Raw genomic sequence first — 19790 nt, 5'->3', positions numbered from 1 at the left:
AAACAAGCAGAATCCCAAAAAGTGGGAGAAAAACGAAATTACTTACCGACCAATTAGTCACATTTACCGAATTTTTATGTATAATAGCCTAATCTTTCATACAGTGTCCAATAAAGCGATTTACTTTTGGGGTATATAACAAAACGGAATTAGTCATGAATACACAACGTATAACAACTGGAATTACAATTCTTTTTATAGGGATTATTCTTTTACTATCCCAACTCAATAGCATCTCCTTTAACTGGGTTGGAATTTTCAGGTATTGGCCCTTATTCATTGTCCTTGCCGGGATCCGCATGTTGGTACCGAAGGATCAACAAATAGGACAGTTTATTGCCATAGGTGCTACTGTGGTCATATTGGGCTTTCTTACTTATATCGGTTTATCCACTCCGAAAGAACCTTTATTAACGCAATTACTCAAAAATAAAGGTTTGCACATTCATAGTGACGACGATCCGAACGATAAGACCAACTATACAACACAAAAACTACAGGTACCCTTGGACAATAAAATCCAAAGCGCAACTTTGAATATCGATCTTGGAGCTACTTCTTTAAAAAACGATAGCACCACAACATCGTCCATCTTCACCGCGTATAATACCTCCGGTGATTACCTCTTGGGGATGACGACTCATGGCGAATCTCCAGATAAAATAAACATCAACTTAAAAGGTAAATCCAAAGACAAAGATTTTAACAGCAAAAACAACAATACCTACATTGCACTCAACCCGGCTATCGTGTGGAAGCTAAACTTTGATATCGGCGCCATCGATGCCAAACTGGATCTTTCACCCTATAAAGTTGAAGTATTGGATATTGATGCTGGTGCGACAAGTCTAAGATTAAAACTTGGACAACCTTTAGCGAATACAAAAATATCCATGGATGCCGGAGCATCATCCATTGAAATTTCCATTCCAAAAAATGCAGCTTGCCGCATTACTAGTGATAATGCCTTATCATCAACTTCTTATGAAGGCGATTTCCTCAAGACAGATGGTATGGTGAAATCCACAAATTATGATGCTGCGACCGAAAAGTTTGATTTCAACATCAATGGTGGAATTACATCAATAAAAATCAGAAGATATTAATTGACAGCGAATTTTTAGTCAAGAAAAGCTAACTTTGTGTTATATATGAACACAAGTAATATGTTGACTTTACCGGGAATCTATTGCAATTCCAAGGTAGAATATTCGAGATGGAAAACCAGGGAAATTCAGATTGGTGATATCCCTATGGGTGGAGACAACCCCATCCGTATTCAAAGTATGACTACGATGGATACGATGGATACGATGGGTTCTGTTGAACAGACCATTCGCATGGTAGAAGCTGGTTGTGAATATGTTCGTATCACTGCACCTAGCATAAAAGAAGCCCAGAACCTAGCAAATATAAAAAGTGAGCTTCGCAAAAGAGGCTACCATGTACCCTTAGTGGCCGATATACACTTTACGCCAAATGCGGCTGAGGTAGCTGCCCGTATTGTCGAGAAAGTTAGGGTCAATCCCGGCAACTATGCCGATAAGAAGAAATTTGACCTGTTATCCTATACAGAAGCGGAATATAAATTAGAACTTGAACGAATCTATGCGAAGTTTACACCACTGGTCAACATTTGCAAGGAGTACGGTACTGCGATGCGAATTGGCACAAACCATGGTTCGCTTTCAGATCGGATCATGAGCCATTATGGTGATACACCGGAAGGAATGGTAGAATCCGCCATGGAATTCATCCGGATGTGTGAAGATCTCAATTTCTATAACCTATGCATTTCGATGAAATCCTCCAATCCTCAGGTTATGGTCAAAGCCTATCGTCTGCTGGTTGAAAAGATGGTTGCCGAAAACATGAACTATCCCTTACATCTTGGTGTAACGGAGGCCGGTGATGGAGAAGACGGGCGTGTGAAATCTGCCGTAGGGATAGGCACCTTGCTGGAAGACGGACTTGGAGATACGGTAAGAGTTTCCCTGACCGAAGAGCCAGAACGCGAAGCTCCGGTGGCAATAGCTTTGGTCAATAGATATAGCAAGCGAAAAGCAACCTTGGCCAATCAACCGACAGCAGAAATTGTACAACTCTCTCCAGATAGCCCCACTATTCCCTATCAGAGCCAGGAGGTCAATACCTTCATTGGCGGTTCGCTGGTACCCCGGATAGTGACAGATATCTCAAATGAGAATCTAAAAGACGCGCAAATTCTAGCCAAAGTTGGTTACCGCTATGACCTGCTTTTGGATAAATATCATATGGGTGAGCAATCCGTAGATTTTGTTTATCTAGGAGATCATCTCCCTTCATTTAATATGCCCGCAAATTTAAAACAGGTATATAATTTTGGGACTTGGTCTAACCTTAAAGACAAAACAAATATCCATCCACTCTATACATTGGAAGAGTTTGTTCATGCAGAAAATAAGGACAGTGTGCTGAATATGGTAAAAATTCGTAATACGGACTTAACGAGCCCGCTATTTGAATCCTTACCGCTAGACAAGACCGTTGTATTTATATTAGAAACCGATCATACACACGGGATGGCCGATCAACGGCAATTTTTCCGAAATCTGCAAGAAATCGGTATCGATAATCCCGTTATTATCAAAAGGTCCTATCGTAAAGAGTACTTTTCAGGTCCTATGGGTGAATTTATGGATCCAGAGGAACCGATCTCGAAAATACAATTGTATGCTTCCACAGACATGGGAGCATTATTAATCGATGGTTTAGGTTCGGGTATATGGATTGATTCTCCGGCTACACCATTAGAAAATATCGCATCTCTTTCCTTTGGAATATTGCAGGCAACCCGTTCGAGAATATCAAAAACAGAATACATCTCTTGCCCGAGCTGTGGTAGAACATTATTTGATCTTCAGGAGACTACCCAAATGATACGTAGTCGTACCAATCACCTCAAAGGCCTTAAAATAGGCATCATGGGTTGTATCGTGAATGGTCCCGGCGAGATGGCAGACGCGGATTATGGTTATGTTGGTGCTGGTCCTGACAAAGTAACCCTATATAGAGGCCAAAAGGTTGTCAAAAAGAATGTAAGTTCCGCAAAAGCATTAGACGAATTGATCAAGATCATCCAAGAGGATGGGCTATGGGTTGATGAAGTTCAAGAATAAATTAAAAAAGAAGGGAATCAAATGATTCCCTTCTTTTTTTTATAATGATTTTGATTTGTCAAATCTTATCTTATTATCAAAAAATTAGCGAACAGAAAATCTTTTTACCACAGTCTCTGATCCCGCAACGACCCGCAGGAAATAAAAACCGGTTGTTAATTTACCGCCATGTTCAAAAGAAAGATTCTGCACACCAGCCTCAAGATTTCCGTTCATTAGTTGTAAAATTTCGTTGCCTAAAGCATCCATGACTTTAATAGATACAGCAGACGACTTTGCTAATTTAAAGGAAAGGTTAACCTGTTCGGCGATAGGATTATAGAATACTTTCACATTATTGATTAATTTCTCGGTATCCTTGATATTATTATCTCCAAATTCCGCATTTTCATTCCAAGTAGCTTGCAAAGAAGTATGGTTATCAGGAGAATTCGCATACACCTGTCCTACCCCGCTGCACAAAGTCAGTGCGGTAATAAGTGTTAAATAAGCTGCTTTAAGTAGATTTCTCCTCATAGTGTTAAATTAGACTTCAAATATTGGTTACGGTTTAATCAAATATAACGCTAACTATTTGAATTATCAACAACAAAGTTAGTATTTTGTTTAAAAGTTTTTTAGTGAAAGTAAGGATCGGTAGATTCTTTTAACAAATTTTAACAGCTATTGCGCATGTCAAATGAAATGCTAAAATTTGGCGCAGTAAATGTACTTGTTTAAAGTACAAACAAAAAGTATATTTTTGCATTATATTTTGAAATAAAATAATCATTAAATGACAGATAACAGTCATCACAACAGTATCAATAAAGTAAGCTTCGCTGGATTATTGATCAGTTTAGGAATCGTGTTTGGAGATATCGGTACCTCACCGCTATATGTCTTCAAAGCAATCATGGGACAAGGTGCCATTCAAAAAGATCTTGTTTTGGGTGGTCTCTCCTGCGTATTTTGGACACTGACACTGCAAACAACCATCAAATACGTTTGGGTAACCCTGCGTGCGGACAACAAAGGCGAGGGTGGGATTCTTTCACTTTATTCTTTAGTTCGCAAACGGGCACCATGGTTGATTTTCCCTGCAATGATCGGCGCAGCAACGCTACTAGCTGACGGGATGATTACACCAGCCATCACCATATCCTCTGCGATAGAAGGTTTGGACATTAAATTTCCAGGGTTACCCACTGTACCTATTGTCGTTACAATTATTTCCCTACTTTTTATTATTCAACGGTTTGGTACTTCTGTTGTTGGAAAGGTATTCGGCCCATTAATGACCATATGGTTCACCATTATTGGTGTCCTTGGTTTATCTCACCTACATTTGGCACCGGAGGTCATGAAGGCGATTAATCCATATTATGCCTTTCATATCCTAGTAACTTACCCACACTCCTTACTCTTGATCGGGGCAGTATTCCTCTGTACAACAGGAGCGGAAGCCTTGTATTCAGATATGGGACACTGTGGCAAGGCCAATATTCGCATTAGCTGGATCTATGTCAAGATCACATTGGTATTAAATTATTTTGGTCAAGGCGCCTGGTTATTAACACAGGAAGGTCGTGTTTTAGGTGGAGCAAATCCGTTTTACTCCATTATGCCAGATTGGTTTATCGGTTACGGTATTGCTATCGCAACTATTGCTGCCGTGATCGCCAGTCAGGCCATGATATCCGGATCCTATACCTTAATTTCAGAAGCTGTACGTCTAAATATCTGGCCCAAAGTCGCCATCCGCTACCCAAGCGAGCATAAAGGGCAACTCTATGTACCTTCGATCAACCTTATTCTCTGGATTGGCTGTATGATTGTTATCTGGGTTTTTGAAGAATCGAGCAAAATGGATGCAGCCTATGGTCTCGCCATTAACTTAACGGTACTGATGACAACCGTTTTAATGGGATATTTCCTAGCGATGAAGAAAGTCAATCGCGTACTGATTGGCGTTTTCTTAGTTGCCTATTTTGTGATCGAATTAACCTTTTTGATCGGTAACGGTGTAAAAATTGCCCATGGTGGCTGGTTGACACTTTTGTTGGCAATCGCCCTGTTTGGTACAATGTATTGTTGGTATACCGCGCGTAAGATTAAAAATCGTTTTGTCAATTTTATCAATATCAACAAATACTATCCGATTATATCGGAATTGAGTGAAGACAAGTCCGTACCGCCTTTTGCTTCACATTTGGTATACTTGACCAGCGCAAATTTCAAATCTGAAATTGAAGCAAAAATTATCTACTCCATCATTAATAAAAAACCTAAGCGCGCTGACGTTTACTGGTTAGTCCATGTAGATGTGATGGATCATCCCCACACCCGGGAGTACTCCATTGATCAACTAATCCCTGGAAAACTTATACGGATCGACTTTAAATTAGGTTTTAGAGAAGAACAGCGTATCAGTCTACTTTTCAGGAAAGTCGTTGAAGACATGGTTAAAAAAGGCGAAATCGACATTACAAGCCAATACGACACATTGCGTAAACATAATATCCCTGGAGATTTTAAATTTGTTGTACTGGAAAAAGTACTGTCCAAAACCAACCAGATGTCCTGGATCGAAAAAGTCATTATGGATATTTACGGATACCTGAAAAAAATGAGCTTATCGGAAGAAAAAGGATTCGGTCTGGACTCCAGTTTCGTTACGATTGAGCGGGTTCCGTTAAACTTTCCGCAGACATCGGAGGTTCATCTCACACGGAAAGATTAAGTCATTAAAGGTGGTGCAAAAGCATCACCTTTTTTATTCAATAGAATTCCATTACTTTTGTTGCAAATATTATAACATGGCAGACGCTAATCCAACAAAGAAATTACACCCTCGAAATAGACATCTCGATAATTACAATTTTGACGAGCTTAGCAAAATCGAACCCTCATTAAAAGATTTTGTTACACTCAATGCCTATAAAATCAAAACGATTGATTTTAACAATCCCGAAGCTGTTAAAGTATTAAATCAAGCACTTCTAAAAAAATACTATCACATCCAACATTGGGATATTCCAAAAGAAAATCTATGCCCACCTATCCCAGGCAGAGCAGACTATATCCATTATGTTGCTGATGTACTTGCCAGAGATAATAATGGCGAAATCCCAAAAGGGGGGAAAGTACGGGTCCTCGATATCGGCGTGGGAGCGAGTTGTATCTATCCTATTATCGGCCACCAAGAATATGGGTGGAGTTTTGTTGGCTCAGAAATTATTAAAAGAGCTTATAAAAACGCGATTGAAATTACGCGTACCAACATGAGCTTAAAAAAGAACATCCAGATAAGATTACAAAACAATCCAAAAGCGATTTTCAAAGATATCATTCTTCCAGATGAAAAATTTGATATGATCATCTGCAACCCGCCCTTCTTTAGTTCCCAAACAGAAGCATTACAACAATCCGTACGTAAAACCACGGGTATAAAAAATGCTAAATTAGACGAGAACACTGTTGTGCAGACTTTTTCAGGACAAGGAAGTGAGCTTTGGTGCGATGGTGGCGAGAAAGCCTTCTTGACTCGCATGATATTTGAAAGTCAGTTCTATAAAGATCAGGTTAAATGGTTCTCTTCATTGGTGGCTCACCGTGAAGATGTCCGTTTCTTACAGCATAAACTAAAAAAAATCAACGTAAAAGAATCTGAAGTCATCCGCATGGAACAAGGCAACAAAGTAAGCCGAATCCTATTGTGGCGATTTTAAATTAAACAAAAAAGGAGCTTTAAAAGCTCCTTTTTTGTTTAAAGAATTAGATTCCAGCACTAAATAGATACCGATTTATTTAACTTGGAATGTTTATAGCCATACATAAAATAAACGCCCAGTCCAATCACCAACCAAATCACAAAAATAATCCAGTTACTGGCCCCGAGCTCCGTCATCAGATACAAATTGATCAAAATTCCAATAACAGGCAAGAGCGAAAAATTCATCTTAAAGCTATAAACGCTCAACCCCAGCCAGGTAAGCCAAAAAATAATCACCAACATTTTATGCTCTAGGATTTCAACCAGTGATAAAGACTTCCACTCCTGTATGGTCTCCTTCGCATAGATAGAAATCATTACTATTGCGACAAGAAGTCCTAGTCCTACTATATATTTACCATTGATGTATGGAACTTTAAATTTAGATTTGGCCGATAAGCCCGAATAGTCCATATACAGTACACCAGCACACACTAAAATAAAAGCAAAGAAGGTACCGACGCTTGTCAAATCGACAAAAAAGTCCATCTTGAAAAATAAAGAAGGAATTGCGACGACTAGACCCGTTACAATTGTTGCGAAAGAAGGTGTTTTATATTTTGGATGAATTGTCGCAAACTTCTTCCACAATAAACCATCCCGGCTCATTGTCATCCAAATCCTTGGTTGAGCCAATTGATAGACCAAGAGTGCGCTCGTAATCGCAATAACCGATGTTACCGATATAATGCCAGCCATATGGTCAAATCCGACATATTTAAACACGAACGCCAAAGGATCTTTGACATTAAGTTCGGTGTAGTTTACCATACCTGTAAGAACCAAAGTAATAGCAACATACAATACCGTACAGATCAGTAGGCAATAAATCATGGCTTTAGGCAGATCCCGTTGCGGATTTTTACATTCCTCAGCAGTTGTGGAAATCGAATCAAACCCGATAAAAGCAAAGAATACGGCAGCCACACTTCCAAGCACCCCTTGTAAGCCATTTGGCGCAAAAGGAGTCCAATTTTCAGGTTTCACGTAAAATATACCACCAAAAATAACCGCTAGGATGATCCCGACCTTGATCATCACCATAATCATACTCGCTTTTTGGGACTCCTTGATGCCTATATAAACAAGCCACGTAACCAAAAATGTAATTACACCTGCCGGCAAATCAAATATAATAGGCATTCCTGCGATCCGAGGAGCGCTGTTAAAAGCTGCTAGACCATGTTGGTCAATGGCCGTAAGGCTTGCTACACCGTGTTGGTTCATTTTATCAACAGCATCATAAGCGTATCCGGGCGCCATGGAAAGCCAAGCGGGGATATGTAAACCAAAGCCCTCCAGCATCGAAACAAAATACTGCGACCAGGAAATAGCAATAACAGTATTGGAAACCGCATATTCCAACACGAGCGCCCAACCTATAATCCAGGCAAACAGTTCTCCAAAAGCCACATAAGCATACGTATAAGCCGATCCGGAGACGGGTACAGTACTAGCAAACTGTGCATATGCCAGAGCTGTAAACACGCAGGCAAAGGCCGTAAAAATAAAAAGAAGAGAAACAGCGGGACCACCTTCATAACTCGCTAATCCGATGGTGCTAAAGATTCCAGCGCCCACAATAGCGGCTATACCCAATGAAACCAGATCGGTTACCCCCAAAACCTTCGCGAGGCCAGTTCCACCCTCCTTTTGGGTATCCGCTAGGATCTGATCAACACTTTTCTTCCGAAAAAGTCTATGTGACATGTAAAATTAGTTTTATACGTAAAATTATGCGAAAATAAATATTTTCAAGGTCTTATACTATTGGTATTTTTCAGGTAGACTATTTAAAGTCGACCAATTCATAATGAATATCATGGTAAATCTCCTGATAATCCCCCATATGATGCTGTAAATAAGAAATCAACTGAGAAGTCAATAATTCACGTTGCTGCTCCTGAACCTCAAATTGCCATACACGTTTACAGATATTGAAAAGCGCACCAGCAATTTTTTCAATATGTGCATAATCATAGATGTATTTCCAGTCAATAAATTGATGGTAAAATTTCTCAAATTTAGGGATATCATCTAATTGGTTTATTTTGAGAAATTTTCGCACGGCCTCGTCATTCACCTGAGACATTGCAGTGTAGAATTTATCTATGGAAACCGCTTTTTGCTGTGTCAGGATATGATCCAATAATAGCTCCAATGCAATATGTGCCATAAAGGAAGGCCGAATTGGCAGTCCCTGTAAACTGGACTGTATCTGTAACTTTAATTGATGTGTATGATGAAAAAAATACGTTGAATTATGAAAAAGGCGATCAACTTCAATATGACGGTTCCAGCCGATATAAAGTTGTTCCAACAAGGGATTATCCAGCAGTTGATCTTCGTATTGTCGGGGCTTGAGCACAAAAGTTTTATCGGCATTTTTTAATAAGTCGGGTAGCAATCCACCGATTATTCGCTCGGGATTGGTCGCAAACCGCTCAAAATAAAAATGGGATAAAAAATTCATATTAGCTTATTAGCGTGTGCTTTTATCAGGAATTATTCGCTCAATATACGCTTAATCTCCTATCTTTGCATCTTGTAAATTAAAAAATTAAATCCATTTAACAATGAGCTTTGTAGAAGAATTACGTTGGAGAGGCATGTTGCAAGATATTATGCCTGGAACTGAAGACTTACTGAATAAAGAAAAAGTCGCTGGCTATATTGGCTTTGATCCCACAGGAGACTCTCTACACGTAGGACACTTAACTCAAATCATGACCTTGATCCATTTCCAAAATGCGGGCCATAAACCCGTGGCATTGGTAGGTGGAGCAACAGGAATGATTGGAGACCCTTCTTTCAAATCTGCAGAGCGTAACTTACTTGACGAGGCAACTTTACAACATAATGTTACCTGTCTAAAAAAACAGTTAGGCAAATTTCTTGAATTTGGAGAAGGCGAAAATGATGCCCAAATGGTTAATAATTACGACTGGTTCAAAGATTTCAAATTTTTGGATTTTATTCGTGATATCGGTAAAATGATTACCGTAAACTATATGATGGCAAAGGATTCCGTAAAAAAACGTTTAGAAGGGGACAATGGTCTATCATTTACGGAGTTTACCTATCAATTGATTCAAGGTTACGATTTTTATTACCTATGGAAACACCACAATTGTAAAATACAAATGGGTGGATCTGATCAATGGGGTAATATTGTCACCGGAAGTGAAATGATCCGTCGCCAGGATCAAGGCACAGCTTATGCAATCACCACACAATTGATTAAAAAAGCAGATGGCCAAAAATTCGGTAAAACAGAATCTGGAGCAGTGTGGCTTGATCCAAAGAAGACTTCACCCTATAAATATTACCAATTCTGGTTAAACACATCCGATGACGATGCTAAAAACTGGATTAAGATCTTTACGCTTAAACCACAGGCTGAAATTGAGGCGATCATTGCTGAACATGACGCAGCACCACATTTACGCATTGTCCAAAAAGCATTGGCCAAAGATATTACCATTCGTACGCACTCCGAAGAAGCTTATGAAACTGCGATCAAGACATCTGAGTTTCTTTTTGGCAATGGCACATTGGAATTTTTAGACAACCTGGATCACGAGGCTGTAATGGAAGTATTTGAAGGTATTCCGCAGTTCGAAGTAACAAAAGAAGATCTAAAGGCAGGAATCAATATTCTCGATCTTTTAGCTGTAAATACGCAGGTTTTCCCTTCAAAAGGCGAAGCACGTAAAATGCTCCAAGGAGGTGGTGTTTCTATCAACCGCGAAAAAGTAACAGATAGCGAGCAAATTATCACCGAAAGCAATTTGGTGAATAATAAATACATCATTGCACAGCGAGGCAAGAAAAACTATTATTTGATTATTGCATAAGTGTAGTTTTATTTAATAAAAAACCCTTTTAACCGTGTTAAAAGGGTTTTTTATTTCTGATAAATAGCCACTCCACTAGGTCACAAGAACCTAACCCATTTTAAACTCATTTCGGCCCTTTAACCATTTATTTCAATAGCTTTTCAAAAGCACGACGGGAGGCACCGCGAAAATACACCTCCCCGCAATATTGATAGCCCAACTTGTCAAATACATGTAACATACCGGCATTATCAAAATTCGTATCTACCTTGATACTATATACAGCATTCTGGACAGCGATTTCTTCCACTCCTTGCATAATAGCCGTACCAACACCTTTTATATGGGGATCCTGAGCCGAAGCCAAACGGTGAATGCCTACATATTCACCATCGCTAAGCCATTTACCATCAATATCATTGTAAGCAGGCTCAATATCGAAAATAATAGCAACATACCCAATGATGTTACCATCAAATTCCAACACATGCCCATATTCTCTATCGATATCAGATTGCACTACATCCTCATTTGGATAACCGTCTTGCCACTGCCGGCTCCCCTGCTCCTTGCGCAATGCTATTGCCTGCTGTATAATCTCCCAAATTCTTCCTTTATCAGTTTGTTTCGCTTTCCGTATCTGAAACTTATTCATAATGCCTTAATTTGATCAGTAAAGCTACATAATTTACTTTAACTCTAAAAGACAGACCAAACAGGACTATTCTTTCCTGTTTACCGCTATCTTAATAGCAAATCTCTTCTCAGGGCATAGTATTTGCTAGTTATAATTGCTATTATTCATTTAGTAGCCTATCTGAAATTATTCGTTTATGAAAAAAATACAAACTTAAAATAATAGTCTACATGATCTTCAAAATACTATCAAAATAACTAAGTTTGTAAGCAGTATAATTGTGAGCTTTTCAATGTCAAATAAAGGAAATACATTTAGGCAGGCAGGAAATTCAGTTTCTGGCAAGCGTGCCCTATCAAAAGAATCGGCAACATTTAAAAAGGAAAAAAGTCAAAAGCCCAGCATCCCTAGAGATTATTCAGATGCCCAGCAGAAGACTGTCAAAATTTTAGGGATTTTGTTGATCTTACTTTCATTGGCCTTTGCCACCGCTTTTGTTTCCTATCTTTTTACCTGGGAAGATGACCAAAGTTATATCGCCAAAACAAATGGCGGTTGGAGCACCCTTTTTAGTTCGTCCGAAGAAATTCACGATGAGGCTGTCGAACTACCTGTCGTTGACAATAAGTTAGGAAAATTTGGAGCCTTACTTGCCAACCAGTTTATGTATGAGTGGTTTGGGGTTGCTTCTTTCCTTTTTATCCCGGTATTGTTCATTTTGGGCTATCGTTTATTATTCAAAAAATCATTACTTCCACTATACCGCACTGTCGTTTATTCATTTGTAGCGATTGTTTTTATTTCAGTCACATTGGGATTTTTACACGGTTTTATGGCAGATACACCACATATGCTGGAAGGTAAATTTGGTTTTTGGACCAATAAGCTCTTGGAAGCACAGGTGGGAGTTGTGGGTGTGGGCTGTATTTTAGCATTCGCGTACCTGACGACATTGATACTCTTGTACAATTTAGATTTTAAATTCGTCTTGTTTAGCAATCGCAAATCCAAATCGTTATCCGAGGATCTCGAGGATGAAGACGAAGAAGATTCCTATTCCACAAATAGTTTAAGGACGAAAGTTCATGTTGAAGATGATTCGATACAATCTGTGAGAGAATCCTTCCAACGGCCAACTTCAATCAATGAACGGTTTCAATCCAATCGGGAGAAAAATTTACAGGAAGAGCTTGAGCGCCCCGCATTTACGCATCATCCCATACCAGAGGCACAAATAGATCCAAAGGACAAGGTTGTCCTCACCTTTGATGATAGCCCGCTGGAACGCACAGAACATACGCCCTCAATTAGCTTCACCATTGATCAACCGGAGGATGATAACGAAGATGAAGAAGATACCCTACACCTTCAGGCGAATTCCAGTCCGAGCATATCGATTGCAGCACCTGCGGAGCCAGAACCTCCTCTTGAGGTTGCTGTAATCCCAGGTCTAGTTGTCGAAGACATCAAAGAGGAAAAGGAAATAACAGCAAGTGATCTTGTTGCCCAATTTGGTCAATATGACCCAAAATTAGACCTATCAGGCTATCAACATCCGACACTTGACTTGCTCAGAGATTACGGAACAGGGAAAATAACGATCAATCAACATGAACTTGAAGCCAACAAAAACAAGATTGTTGATACGCTTAGAAATTATAGCATTGAGATTGAAAGTATAAAAGCGACAATCGGACCTACGGTTACCTTATATGAGATTATCCCGAAACCAGGTGTACGGATTTCAAAAATCAAAAACCTGGAAGACGATATTGCCTTAAGCCTTGCGGCACTCGGAATCCGGATTATTGCACCAATGCCAGGTAAAGGAACCATCGGGATCGAGGTACCAAATTCGAGTCCAGAAATGGTCTCCATGCGCTCGGTTTTAGCGACGGAGAAATTCCAAAAAACGGATATGGATTTACCAATTGCCTTGGGAAAAACCATATCCAATGAAGTGTACATTGCTGATTTGGCAAAGATGCCCCACCTTTTGGTTGCGGGAGCTACGGGCCAGGGTAAATCAGTCGGTATCAATGCGATTTTGACATCCCTATTGTACAAAAAGCATCCTGCTGAGCTTAAATTTGTGCTTGTCGACCCTAAAAAAGTGGAACTTTCTCTATTCAAAAAAGTTGAACGCCATTTCTTGGCCAAGCTACCGGATGAGGAGGAAGCGATCATTACAGATACAAAAAAGGTAATCAATACCTTAAACTCACTTTGTATTGAAATGGACCAGCGTTATGACCTATTGAAAAACGCACAGGTTCGGAATTTAAAGGAATATAATGCAAAATTTATCAATCGTAGATTAAACCCTGAGGAGGGTCATCGATTCTTACCATATATCGTTCTTATTGTTGATGAGTTTGCCGATTTGATGATGACTGCCGGAAAAGAAGTCGAAACCCCTATTGCACGATTGGCCCAATTGGCCCGTGCCGTGGGAATTCACCTGGTCATTGCGACCCAACGTCCTTCAGTCAATATCATTACAGGTACAATCAAAGCCAACTTCCCGGCACGTCTTGCTTTCCGTGTATTATCGAAAGTAGATTCGCGAACTATCTTAGATACGGGCGGAGCAGACCAGTTAATTGGTCGCGGGGATATGCTACTGGCTACTGGAAGTGATTTGATACGTATCCAGTGTGCATTTGTCGATACACCAGAAGTTGAACAGATTTCCGATTACATCGGAGCGCAACGCGGTTATCCATCGGCATTTATGCTGCCGGAATATGTAGATGAAAACGGAGAGGGTTCAGGTAGTGTAGATTTTGATCCAAAAGATCGCGATCAATTGTTTGAAGAAGCTGCCCGTTTGATTGTCATGCATCAACAAGGCTCTACATCCTTAATCCAACGTAAATTGAAATTGGGTTATAACAGAGCTGGACGAATCATCGATCAACTGGAAGCCGCCGGAATTGTAGGCCCATTTGAAGGAAGTAAAGCACGTGAAGTACTTTATCCCGATGAATATTCATTAGAACAGTATTTGGAGACGCTAAGAAACAATTAACATGAAAAAACAACTCGGATTAGTGCTGAGCTTTTTGCTACTTATAGGGAGTCAATATGGCTATGCACAAAATGACGCAAAAGCATTACTTAATAAAATAAGTCAAAAATACAATGGATATAAGACCATACAGGCTGGTTTCACATTGGACATCAGACAAGCAAATGGCGGTACGCACAGCGATGTAGGCACACTGTATCTCGACAAGGCAAATAACAAATACCATGTCAACACCAAAAATCAAATTCTGATTTCAGATTCCAAAACGCAATGGAATATCATGAAAGCAGAGAAAGAAGTTGAAATATCGGAAGCAAGCAACTCGACAAATGAGATCAATCCCACAAATATTTTCTCGTTTTATACCTCCGGGTTCAAGTATGCTTTAGCACGTGCGGAAAAAGCAAAGGGAACGAGTTTAAGTGTTGTGGAATTGACACCGGTTGATAGCAAAAAGAACTATTCCAAAATTAAATTGCGGATCAATAAAGCGAATAATTTGATTTATGATACGACTATTTTTGATAAGAGTGGTAATCGTTATACCTACACCTTGAATGCACAGGAAGGAAACAAGAACATTGCATCCAGCTTCTTCACTTTCAACAAAAATAACTACGCGGGATTCGACATTGTCGACCTAAGATAAGATCTGCCAGCACATTGGATCAAACCGCTGGCCAAATAACGTAACAAAAAAGGATTTCCCAATGGGAAATCCTTTTTTGTTAATGTCTAGTCGCTATATCTACAGCATATTAGGTTCTTTGTCCAGCGTCTCTGTCTCTTTATCTGCATAACGGGAATAACCGTGTTTCTGTGGATGCTCGATAATTTCCTTCATGGAAACCAATTTATACACATAAGATCCGGTCTCATTGTTCAATTTCAAAGCAAAGTAATCATCCTTTTTCTGCCTTCTTATCGAACCTTTTAAACTACCATCACCTACATTGTAAGCGGCTGCCACCAACGTCCAGTTACCGAATTGAGCGTAGAGGTATTTTAAATAACGGGCTGCCGCATGAGTAGATTTTATGAGATCCTTTCGATCATCCACTGCGCCGTTGACCCGCAGACCATACAAGCGTGCCGTTGCTGGCATAAATTGCCAATAACCACCAGCCCCTTTAGAAGAAACAACAGCCTTGCTCAGACCGCTCTCCACCAATGGGATGTACTTAAAATCTTCTGGAATACCATGTGATTTCAGGATCTTGGCGATCGTAGGCAGGTAGGTTTCCGCCTTTTTATGCATATCATACGATCCTGTTTTTTTAAATGAAAACCTACTGAAGAACTTCCGCAATTTGCTTTCCACCAAGGGGCGATCCATCGGTAATGAATCTTCAGCAAACGTTAATGAACTCAGGTAAGATTCAAAAGAATTCCTTTTTTCTTTTTTCTCTTCGTCGCCTCCATGATGAGCTGGAGTTTCGACCAACTTCGCCGCAACGATCTTATCGCTGCCAGAAGTGTTGTTGTGTGGGGTTGAGTATAATTTTGACAGCAATAAAGCAAACAAAATCAAACTACTACATAATACTTTCTTTCTTATCATTCACTCCCTTAATGCTATCCTATCCACGAGTAAATTCGATCAAAAAATAGCTTGGTTCAAATTCAAGGGTACAAAGATAAATAGTATTTATTTAAAAAACAAATAGTTACGTTACAGCTATCTTAAAGGGCTTTTTTTAGCGCTCAAATCACTAAAATGCGAGAAAAGACAAAAAGATAAGGATTTTTTCGCAAAACCCAAAATTATGCCTAACTTTGCAGTTCACATTTTAGCAAAACACAATGCCATTCAGCAATAAAAGGAACAGTCGTGATGACAACTCCAGAAAGTCACGGGGCAACTCAGATAACTTCAAATCTAGAGGCGACAAGAACAATAGTTTCGGTAAAAAATCATCCTTTGGTTCAAAGGACCAATCTGAAAGAGGTTCTTTCAGAAAAGATGACAACCGTGAAAACAGATCATTTGGATCTAATAAATACGCAGACAAACCTTCATTTCGAGGGGAAAGCAACTCCTTCCGTTCAAAAGATAACGCAGACAGACCTTTCAATAGAGGCGGTCGTTCATTTGACAGAAATGAATCATCAAGATCTTTTGACAAGAGAGATTCCTTCAACAAATTTGATAAATCTGAACGTCCTTTCGATAAAAAAGATAATTTCAAACGTTCGGATAGAAATGATTCTTCTAGATCTTTCGATAGAAAAGAAGGTTCATTTGATAAAAGAGATAGCTTCAAACGTACAGACAGAAGTGATTCATCACGGTCTTTTGATAAAAGAGATGGTTTCAGACGCTCGGATAGAAATGATTCTTCAAGATCTTTCGACAAGAGAGATACGGCACGGTCTTTTGACCGCAGAGAAGGTTCCTTTGAAAAAAGAGACTCGTACAAACGTTTTGATAACAATGAGCGCTCCTCAAACGATCGCAACAAAAGTTTCGACAGACCTTATAAACCATCCAATAGAAAATTTGATGGCGATAGAAACAGAAACTTTGATGAAAACAAAAATTTTGACGAGAAGCAATATATTAAGCGTCCTAAAAAGAAAGCTGAAACTTCAACAGAAGATGACGGCCTAATCCGCTTAAACCGATATATCGCCAATGCGGGCATCTGTTCCAGACGTAAAGCGGACGAATTAATCGCTGCAGGAGTAATTTGGGTAAACGGAGAGCCGGTTTCTGAATTAGGGACTAAAGTTGATCCTGCGACAGACGAAATCCGTTATAACAACGAACGTCTAAAGCGCGAGAAAATGGTCTATGTTCTACTTAATAAACCAAAGGACTATATTACGACTACGGATGATCCTCAGGAACGTCATACGGTAATGGAGCTAGTTTCCAAAGCAACCAAAGAACGGATTTATCCTGTTGGCCGTCTTGACAGAAATACCACAGGATTACTTTTGATGACAAACGATGGCAATCTTGCGGAAAAACTTTCCCACCCTCGCAACAGCATCAGCAAAATTTACAATGTAGAGCTTAACAAGAGTCTTACTCAAGGAGATTTCAATAAAATTAATTTTGGTATTGAATTGGAAGACGGTGTCATCAAACCAGATGATTTAAGCTATGTACAAGGAGGTTCCAAAAGAGAAATAGGTATTCAGATCCACTCTGGTAAAAACCGTATTGTACGCCGTATTTTTGAATCTTTGGGTTATGAGGTCGTCAAGTTAGATCGTGTTGTTTATGCAAACCTGACGAAAAAGGATTTACCACGCGGACGTTGGAGATATCTGGAAGAGAGAGAAATTGTGCAATTGAAACATTTGATTTAATCAAATTACATTTGATACATAAAATAAAGGACGGTCATTCAGTTAACCGTCCTTTATTTTTTATATTTGCTCCTGATAAGAAGAGTATAAAAAATTAAAGAATATGACTGATCCAAAAACACTTTCATCCGTAGCGGAATTCCATAAGACATTTCAACATCCGATCTTGGATGCACCGACGATTCCTTCCGAACAAAGATGTGCCTTACGGGTTTCTTTGATCGCTGAAGAGCTAAAAGAGCTCGAAGAAGCTATTCAGGACAAAGATCTTGTGGAAATCGCAGACGCCTTATGTGATATTCAATACGTCTTGGCTGGAGCTGTTCTTGAATTTGGCTTAAAAGACAAGTTTTCAGCGCTTTTCGATGAAGTACAGCGCTCTAACATGAGTAAAGCATGTAAGGACGAAGCCGAAGCTATCGCCACCCAAGAACATTATAAACTGAAAGGAGTAGAATCTTACTATAAAGAAGTTGACGGGAAATTTTTAGTCTTTAGAACAGCTGACAATAAAACACTCAAATCCATTAATTATTCTCCAGCGGATCTCAAGAGCATTGTCGAAGGATAATTTGCCATAGGGTATATCCTAAAATAAATACGGCCTCCTATGGAGGCCGTATTTATTTTAGGATATCTTAATTTCCAATCTTTATGGAATGTTATAATCTATTTTTCATCGGAGAACTCTATTAATTGCATTGAAAGAGACTGCCTTGCACTACTTTCCGGGCCTCTAGCCCTTTGTCGATATAGGTCTGAATACCTGACTTCGGCAATCCCCAGTTAGGCGCGATCAACAGCTCCTTATCGGCAATACCGAAAATACGCTGAATAATCAGGTCTGAACGCAAACGTGGTATAAATTTGGACAAGAAATCCGTATAGCCTTCCATAGAAAATAATTCAAAAGGCTCACGCTTGTATTTTACGCCCATAATAGAGCCTTCCACAATATGTAAATGATGCAGTTTGACGAACTTAATTTGCGGGAAGCGATTGATCTCATCCGCATACTTTAACATCATTTCCTCAGTCTCCCATGGAAATCCGAAAATTGTATGGACACAGAGTTCCAAAGGTGTATCCTTTAGCATATCCATCGTTTTAACGAATTCGTCGTGCGAGCATCCTCTGTTGATTTTATCCAAAGTATCGTTATAAATAGACTCCATACCCATTTCCAGATCGACATCATAACGATCTGTATAGGATTCCAGCAAGGCTATTTTTTCAAAGTCCAGACAATCCGGACGTGTGCCCACGGAAAGACCTAATGTATTTTCGGGATCTATGCTTAACGCTTCATCATACATCATTTTCAACAGATGTGTGGGTGCATAGGTATTTGTATTGGGCTGGAAATAGATGATAAACTTTTCCGCACCGTAGCTATTACGCGCTCTTTCAATCCCGGATTCAACCTGCTCGCGTATCGAAGGAATTTTACGGGCTGTATCTGGTGTAAAAGAATCAACATTACAGTAAGTACAGCCACCATACCCTTTACTACCGTCACGGTTGGGGCATGTAAAATTGCCATCCACAATCACTTTAAACACTTTCTGTCCGTTATACTTTTGCTTTAAATAAGCCCCGTAATGATTATACGGTTTAATTCCGTTATCCAATAATGTACCCATTGCGCTGCAAAGTTACTTAATAAAAATCACAAATAGATTACTGCTCAGGAACAAAGCTTGAAAGCGTCTTCCATTATTGTGTCATTTTCAAAGATACTTCTGCCCAAGCAAACAATATTCTGAAGACTCATATGGTCACTGCGTGCTATATGAAATCCTATCAGTACAAAGGGGACTTATTATAGGTTCTGCCTAACAGTTAATATAGATATCTAGTTTTGTAAAAGAGCTTGTGGACTGCAAACGATTGTCCAATAAAATCCTGTTGCAGGAATAAAGGGACTGTACGGAACTTCCCATCCAGCCCTGTTGGCTGCCCCAGAAAAGCAAGAGAAGAGTAAAGTATGCAAACGAAAGAAGCCCTTGACTGTTTCCAGCAAGGGCTTCCGTGTAAAAAAAGGCACCGACCT

Annotated in this window: 16 protein-coding genes; 9 read left to right on the top strand and 7 right to left on the bottom strand. The window is 39.5% G+C overall.

What is annotated here, in order from left to right; all coding sequences use genetic code 11:
• The first annotated feature begins 155 nt into the window (after positions 1-155).
• Together ACK8HY_RS15490 and ispG are read left to right on the top strand one after the other, a co-directional pair.
• The gene (locus ACK8HY_RS15490; protein ID WP_139351199.1) at positions 156-1106 is read left to right on the top strand and encodes a LiaI-LiaF-like domain-containing protein; all 951 of its coding nucleotides are present in this window, start codon (positions 156-158) and stop codon (positions 1104-1106) included.
• 45 nt (positions 1107-1151) lie between these two features.
• On the top strand, positions 1152-3158 hold the full coding sequence (gene ispG / locus ACK8HY_RS15485; protein WP_175992085.1) for a (E)-4-hydroxy-3-methylbut-2-enyl-diphosphate synthase: 2007 nt from the start codon (positions 1152-1154) through the stop codon (positions 3156-3158).
• An 84-nt stretch (positions 3159-3242) separates the two neighbouring features.
• On the opposite strand, the gene ACK8HY_RS15480 is transcribed toward ispG, so the two are convergent.
• On the bottom strand, positions 3243-3674 hold the full coding sequence (locus ACK8HY_RS15480; RefSeq protein ID WP_077437729.1) for a T9SS type A sorting domain-containing protein: 432 nt from the start codon (positions 3672-3674) through the stop codon (positions 3243-3245).
• Between the two features lie 259 nt (positions 3675-3933).
• Between ACK8HY_RS15480 and ACK8HY_RS15475 the strand changes: the two genes are divergently transcribed.
• Both ACK8HY_RS15475 and rlmF read left to right on the top strand, forming a co-directional pair.
• Positions 3934-5880, top strand: coding sequence for a KUP/HAK/KT family potassium transporter (locus tag ACK8HY_RS15475; RefSeq protein ID WP_077437730.1), 1947 nt, complete (start codon positions 3934-3936; stop codon positions 5878-5880).
• 76 nt (positions 5881-5956) lie between these two features.
• Positions 5957-6868 carry a 23S rRNA (adenine(1618)-N(6))-methyltransferase RlmF gene (gene rlmF, locus ACK8HY_RS15470; protein WP_077437732.1) on the top strand — a complete coding sequence of 304 codons (912 nt, stop codon included), beginning with the start codon at positions 5957-5959 and terminating at the stop codon, positions 6866-6868.
• Positions 6869-6927: 59 nt separating this feature from the next.
• Here rlmF and ACK8HY_RS15465 read toward each other — a convergent pair whose 3' ends face one another.
• Both ACK8HY_RS15465 and ACK8HY_RS15460 read right to left on the bottom strand, forming a co-directional pair.
• The gene (locus ACK8HY_RS15465; protein ID WP_077437733.1) at positions 6928-8622 is read right to left on the bottom strand and encodes an amino acid permease; all 1695 of its coding nucleotides are present in this window, start codon (positions 8620-8622) and stop codon (positions 6928-6930) included.
• 79 nt (positions 8623-8701) lie between these two features.
• Positions 8702-9385, bottom strand: coding sequence for a hypothetical protein (locus ACK8HY_RS15460; protein WP_077437735.1), 684 nt, complete (start codon positions 9383-9385; stop codon positions 8702-8704).
• Between the two features lie 103 nt (positions 9386-9488).
• On the opposite strand from ACK8HY_RS15460, the gene tyrS reads away from it, so the two are divergent.
• Positions 9489-10769 carry a tyrosine--tRNA ligase gene (tyrS, locus tag ACK8HY_RS15455; protein ID WP_077437737.1) on the top strand — a complete coding sequence of 427 codons (1281 nt, stop codon included), beginning with the start codon at positions 9489-9491 and terminating at the stop codon, positions 10767-10769.
• 127 nt (positions 10770-10896) lie between these two features.
• Here the strand turns inward: tyrS and ACK8HY_RS15450 are convergent, their stop codons facing one another.
• Entirely contained in the window at positions 10897-11406 is a 510-nt protein-coding gene (locus tag ACK8HY_RS15450) for a GNAT family N-acetyltransferase (protein WP_077437738.1), read from the bottom strand.
• 274 nt (positions 11407-11680) lie between these two features.
• Between ACK8HY_RS15450 and ACK8HY_RS15445 the strand changes: the two genes are divergently transcribed.
• On the top strand, positions 11681-14419 hold the full coding sequence (locus ACK8HY_RS15445) for an FtsK/SpoIIIE family DNA translocase (RefSeq protein ID WP_077437740.1): 2739 nt from the start codon (positions 11681-11683) through the stop codon (positions 14417-14419).
• A 1-nt stretch (position 14420) separates the two neighbouring features.
• A complete protein-coding gene (locus tag ACK8HY_RS15440) occupies positions 14421-15068 on the top strand; it encodes a LolA family protein (RefSeq protein ID WP_077437741.1) in 648 nt (215 codons plus the stop codon).
• Positions 15069-15167: 99 nt separating this feature from the next.
• Here ACK8HY_RS15440 and ACK8HY_RS15435 read toward each other — a convergent pair whose 3' ends face one another.
• Entirely contained in the window at positions 15168-15980 is an 813-nt protein-coding gene (locus ACK8HY_RS15435; RefSeq protein ID WP_077437742.1) for a lytic transglycosylase domain-containing protein, read from the bottom strand.
• A 242-nt stretch (positions 15981-16222) separates the two neighbouring features.
• On the opposite strand from ACK8HY_RS15435, the gene ACK8HY_RS15430 reads away from it, so the two are divergent.
• A complete protein-coding gene (locus ACK8HY_RS15430) occupies positions 16223-17737 on the top strand; it encodes a pseudouridine synthase (protein WP_077437743.1) in 1515 nt (504 codons plus the stop codon).
• 103 nt (positions 17738-17840) lie between these two features.
• On the top strand, positions 17841-18308 hold the full coding sequence (locus ACK8HY_RS15425; RefSeq protein WP_077437744.1) for a nucleoside triphosphate pyrophosphohydrolase family protein: 468 nt from the start codon (positions 17841-17843) through the stop codon (positions 18306-18308).
• A gap of 121 nt (positions 18309-18429) precedes the next feature.
• Here the strand turns inward: ACK8HY_RS15425 and ACK8HY_RS15420 are convergent, their stop codons facing one another.
• Both ACK8HY_RS15420 and ACK8HY_RS15415 read right to left on the bottom strand, forming a co-directional pair.
• Positions 18430-19380, bottom strand: a complete 951-nt coding sequence (locus ACK8HY_RS15420) for a TIGR01212 family radical SAM protein (protein WP_077437745.1) — start codon at positions 19378-19380, stop codon at positions 18430-18432.
• A gap of 192 nt (positions 19381-19572) precedes the next feature.
• A partial coding sequence (locus ACK8HY_RS15415; RefSeq protein ID WP_416134166.1) for a hypothetical protein occupies positions 19573-19790 on the bottom strand: 218 nt, incomplete at its 5' end.

Origin of the sequence: Sphingobacterium sp. NGMCC 1.201703 (genome assembly GCF_047784615.1) — a bacterium.
Classification (GTDB): Bacteria; Bacteroidota; Bacteroidia; order Sphingobacteriales; family Sphingobacteriaceae; genus Sphingobacterium.
The sequence above is the reverse complement of the archived record's forward strand: the minus strand, read 5'-3'. Positions and strand labels throughout refer to the sequence as shown.

Excerpts from the sequence above, each read along its gene's own strand:
- ACK8HY_RS15490 (WP_139351199.1), top strand. The coding sequence starts at position 156 with ATGAATACACAACGTATAACAACTGGAATTACAATTCTTTTTATAGGG.
- ispG (WP_175992085.1), top strand. The coding sequence starts at position 1,152 with ATGAACACAAGTAATATGTTGACTTTACCGGGAATCTATTGCAATTCC.
- ACK8HY_RS15480 (WP_077437729.1), bottom strand. The coding sequence starts at position 3,674 with ATGAGGAGAAATCTACTTAAAGCAGCTTATTTAACACTTATTACCGCA.
- ACK8HY_RS15475 (WP_077437730.1), top strand. The coding sequence starts at position 3,934 with ATGACAGATAACAGTCATCACAACAGTATCAATAAAGTAAGCTTCGCT.
- rlmF (WP_077437732.1), top strand. The coding sequence starts at position 5,957 with ATGGCAGACGCTAATCCAACAAAGAAATTACACCCTCGAAATAGACAT.
- ACK8HY_RS15465 (WP_077437733.1), bottom strand. The coding sequence starts at position 8,622 with ATGTCACATAGACTTTTTCGGAAGAAAAGTGTTGATCAGATCCTAGCG.
- ACK8HY_RS15460 (WP_077437735.1), bottom strand. The coding sequence starts at position 9,385 with ATGAATTTTTTATCCCATTTTTATTTTGAGCGGTTTGCGACCAATCCC.
- tyrS (WP_077437737.1), top strand. The coding sequence starts at position 9,489 with ATGAGCTTTGTAGAAGAATTACGTTGGAGAGGCATGTTGCAAGATATT.
- ACK8HY_RS15450 (WP_077437738.1), bottom strand. The coding sequence starts at position 11,406 with ATGAATAAGTTTCAGATACGGAAAGCGAAACAAACTGATAAAGGAAGA.
- ACK8HY_RS15445 (WP_077437740.1), top strand. The coding sequence starts at position 11,681 with ATGTCAAATAAAGGAAATACATTTAGGCAGGCAGGAAATTCAGTTTCT.
- ACK8HY_RS15440 (WP_077437741.1), top strand. The coding sequence starts at position 14,421 with ATGAAAAAACAACTCGGATTAGTGCTGAGCTTTTTGCTACTTATAGGG.
- ACK8HY_RS15435 (WP_077437742.1), bottom strand. The coding sequence starts at position 15,980 with ATGATAAGAAAGAAAGTATTATGTAGTAGTTTGATTTTGTTTGCTTTA.
- ACK8HY_RS15430 (WP_077437743.1), top strand. The coding sequence starts at position 16,223 with ATGCCATTCAGCAATAAAAGGAACAGTCGTGATGACAACTCCAGAAAG.
- ACK8HY_RS15425 (WP_077437744.1), top strand. The coding sequence starts at position 17,841 with ATGACTGATCCAAAAACACTTTCATCCGTAGCGGAATTCCATAAGACA.
- ACK8HY_RS15420 (WP_077437745.1), bottom strand. The coding sequence starts at position 19,380 with ATGGGTACATTATTGGATAACGGAATTAAACCGTATAATCATTACGGG.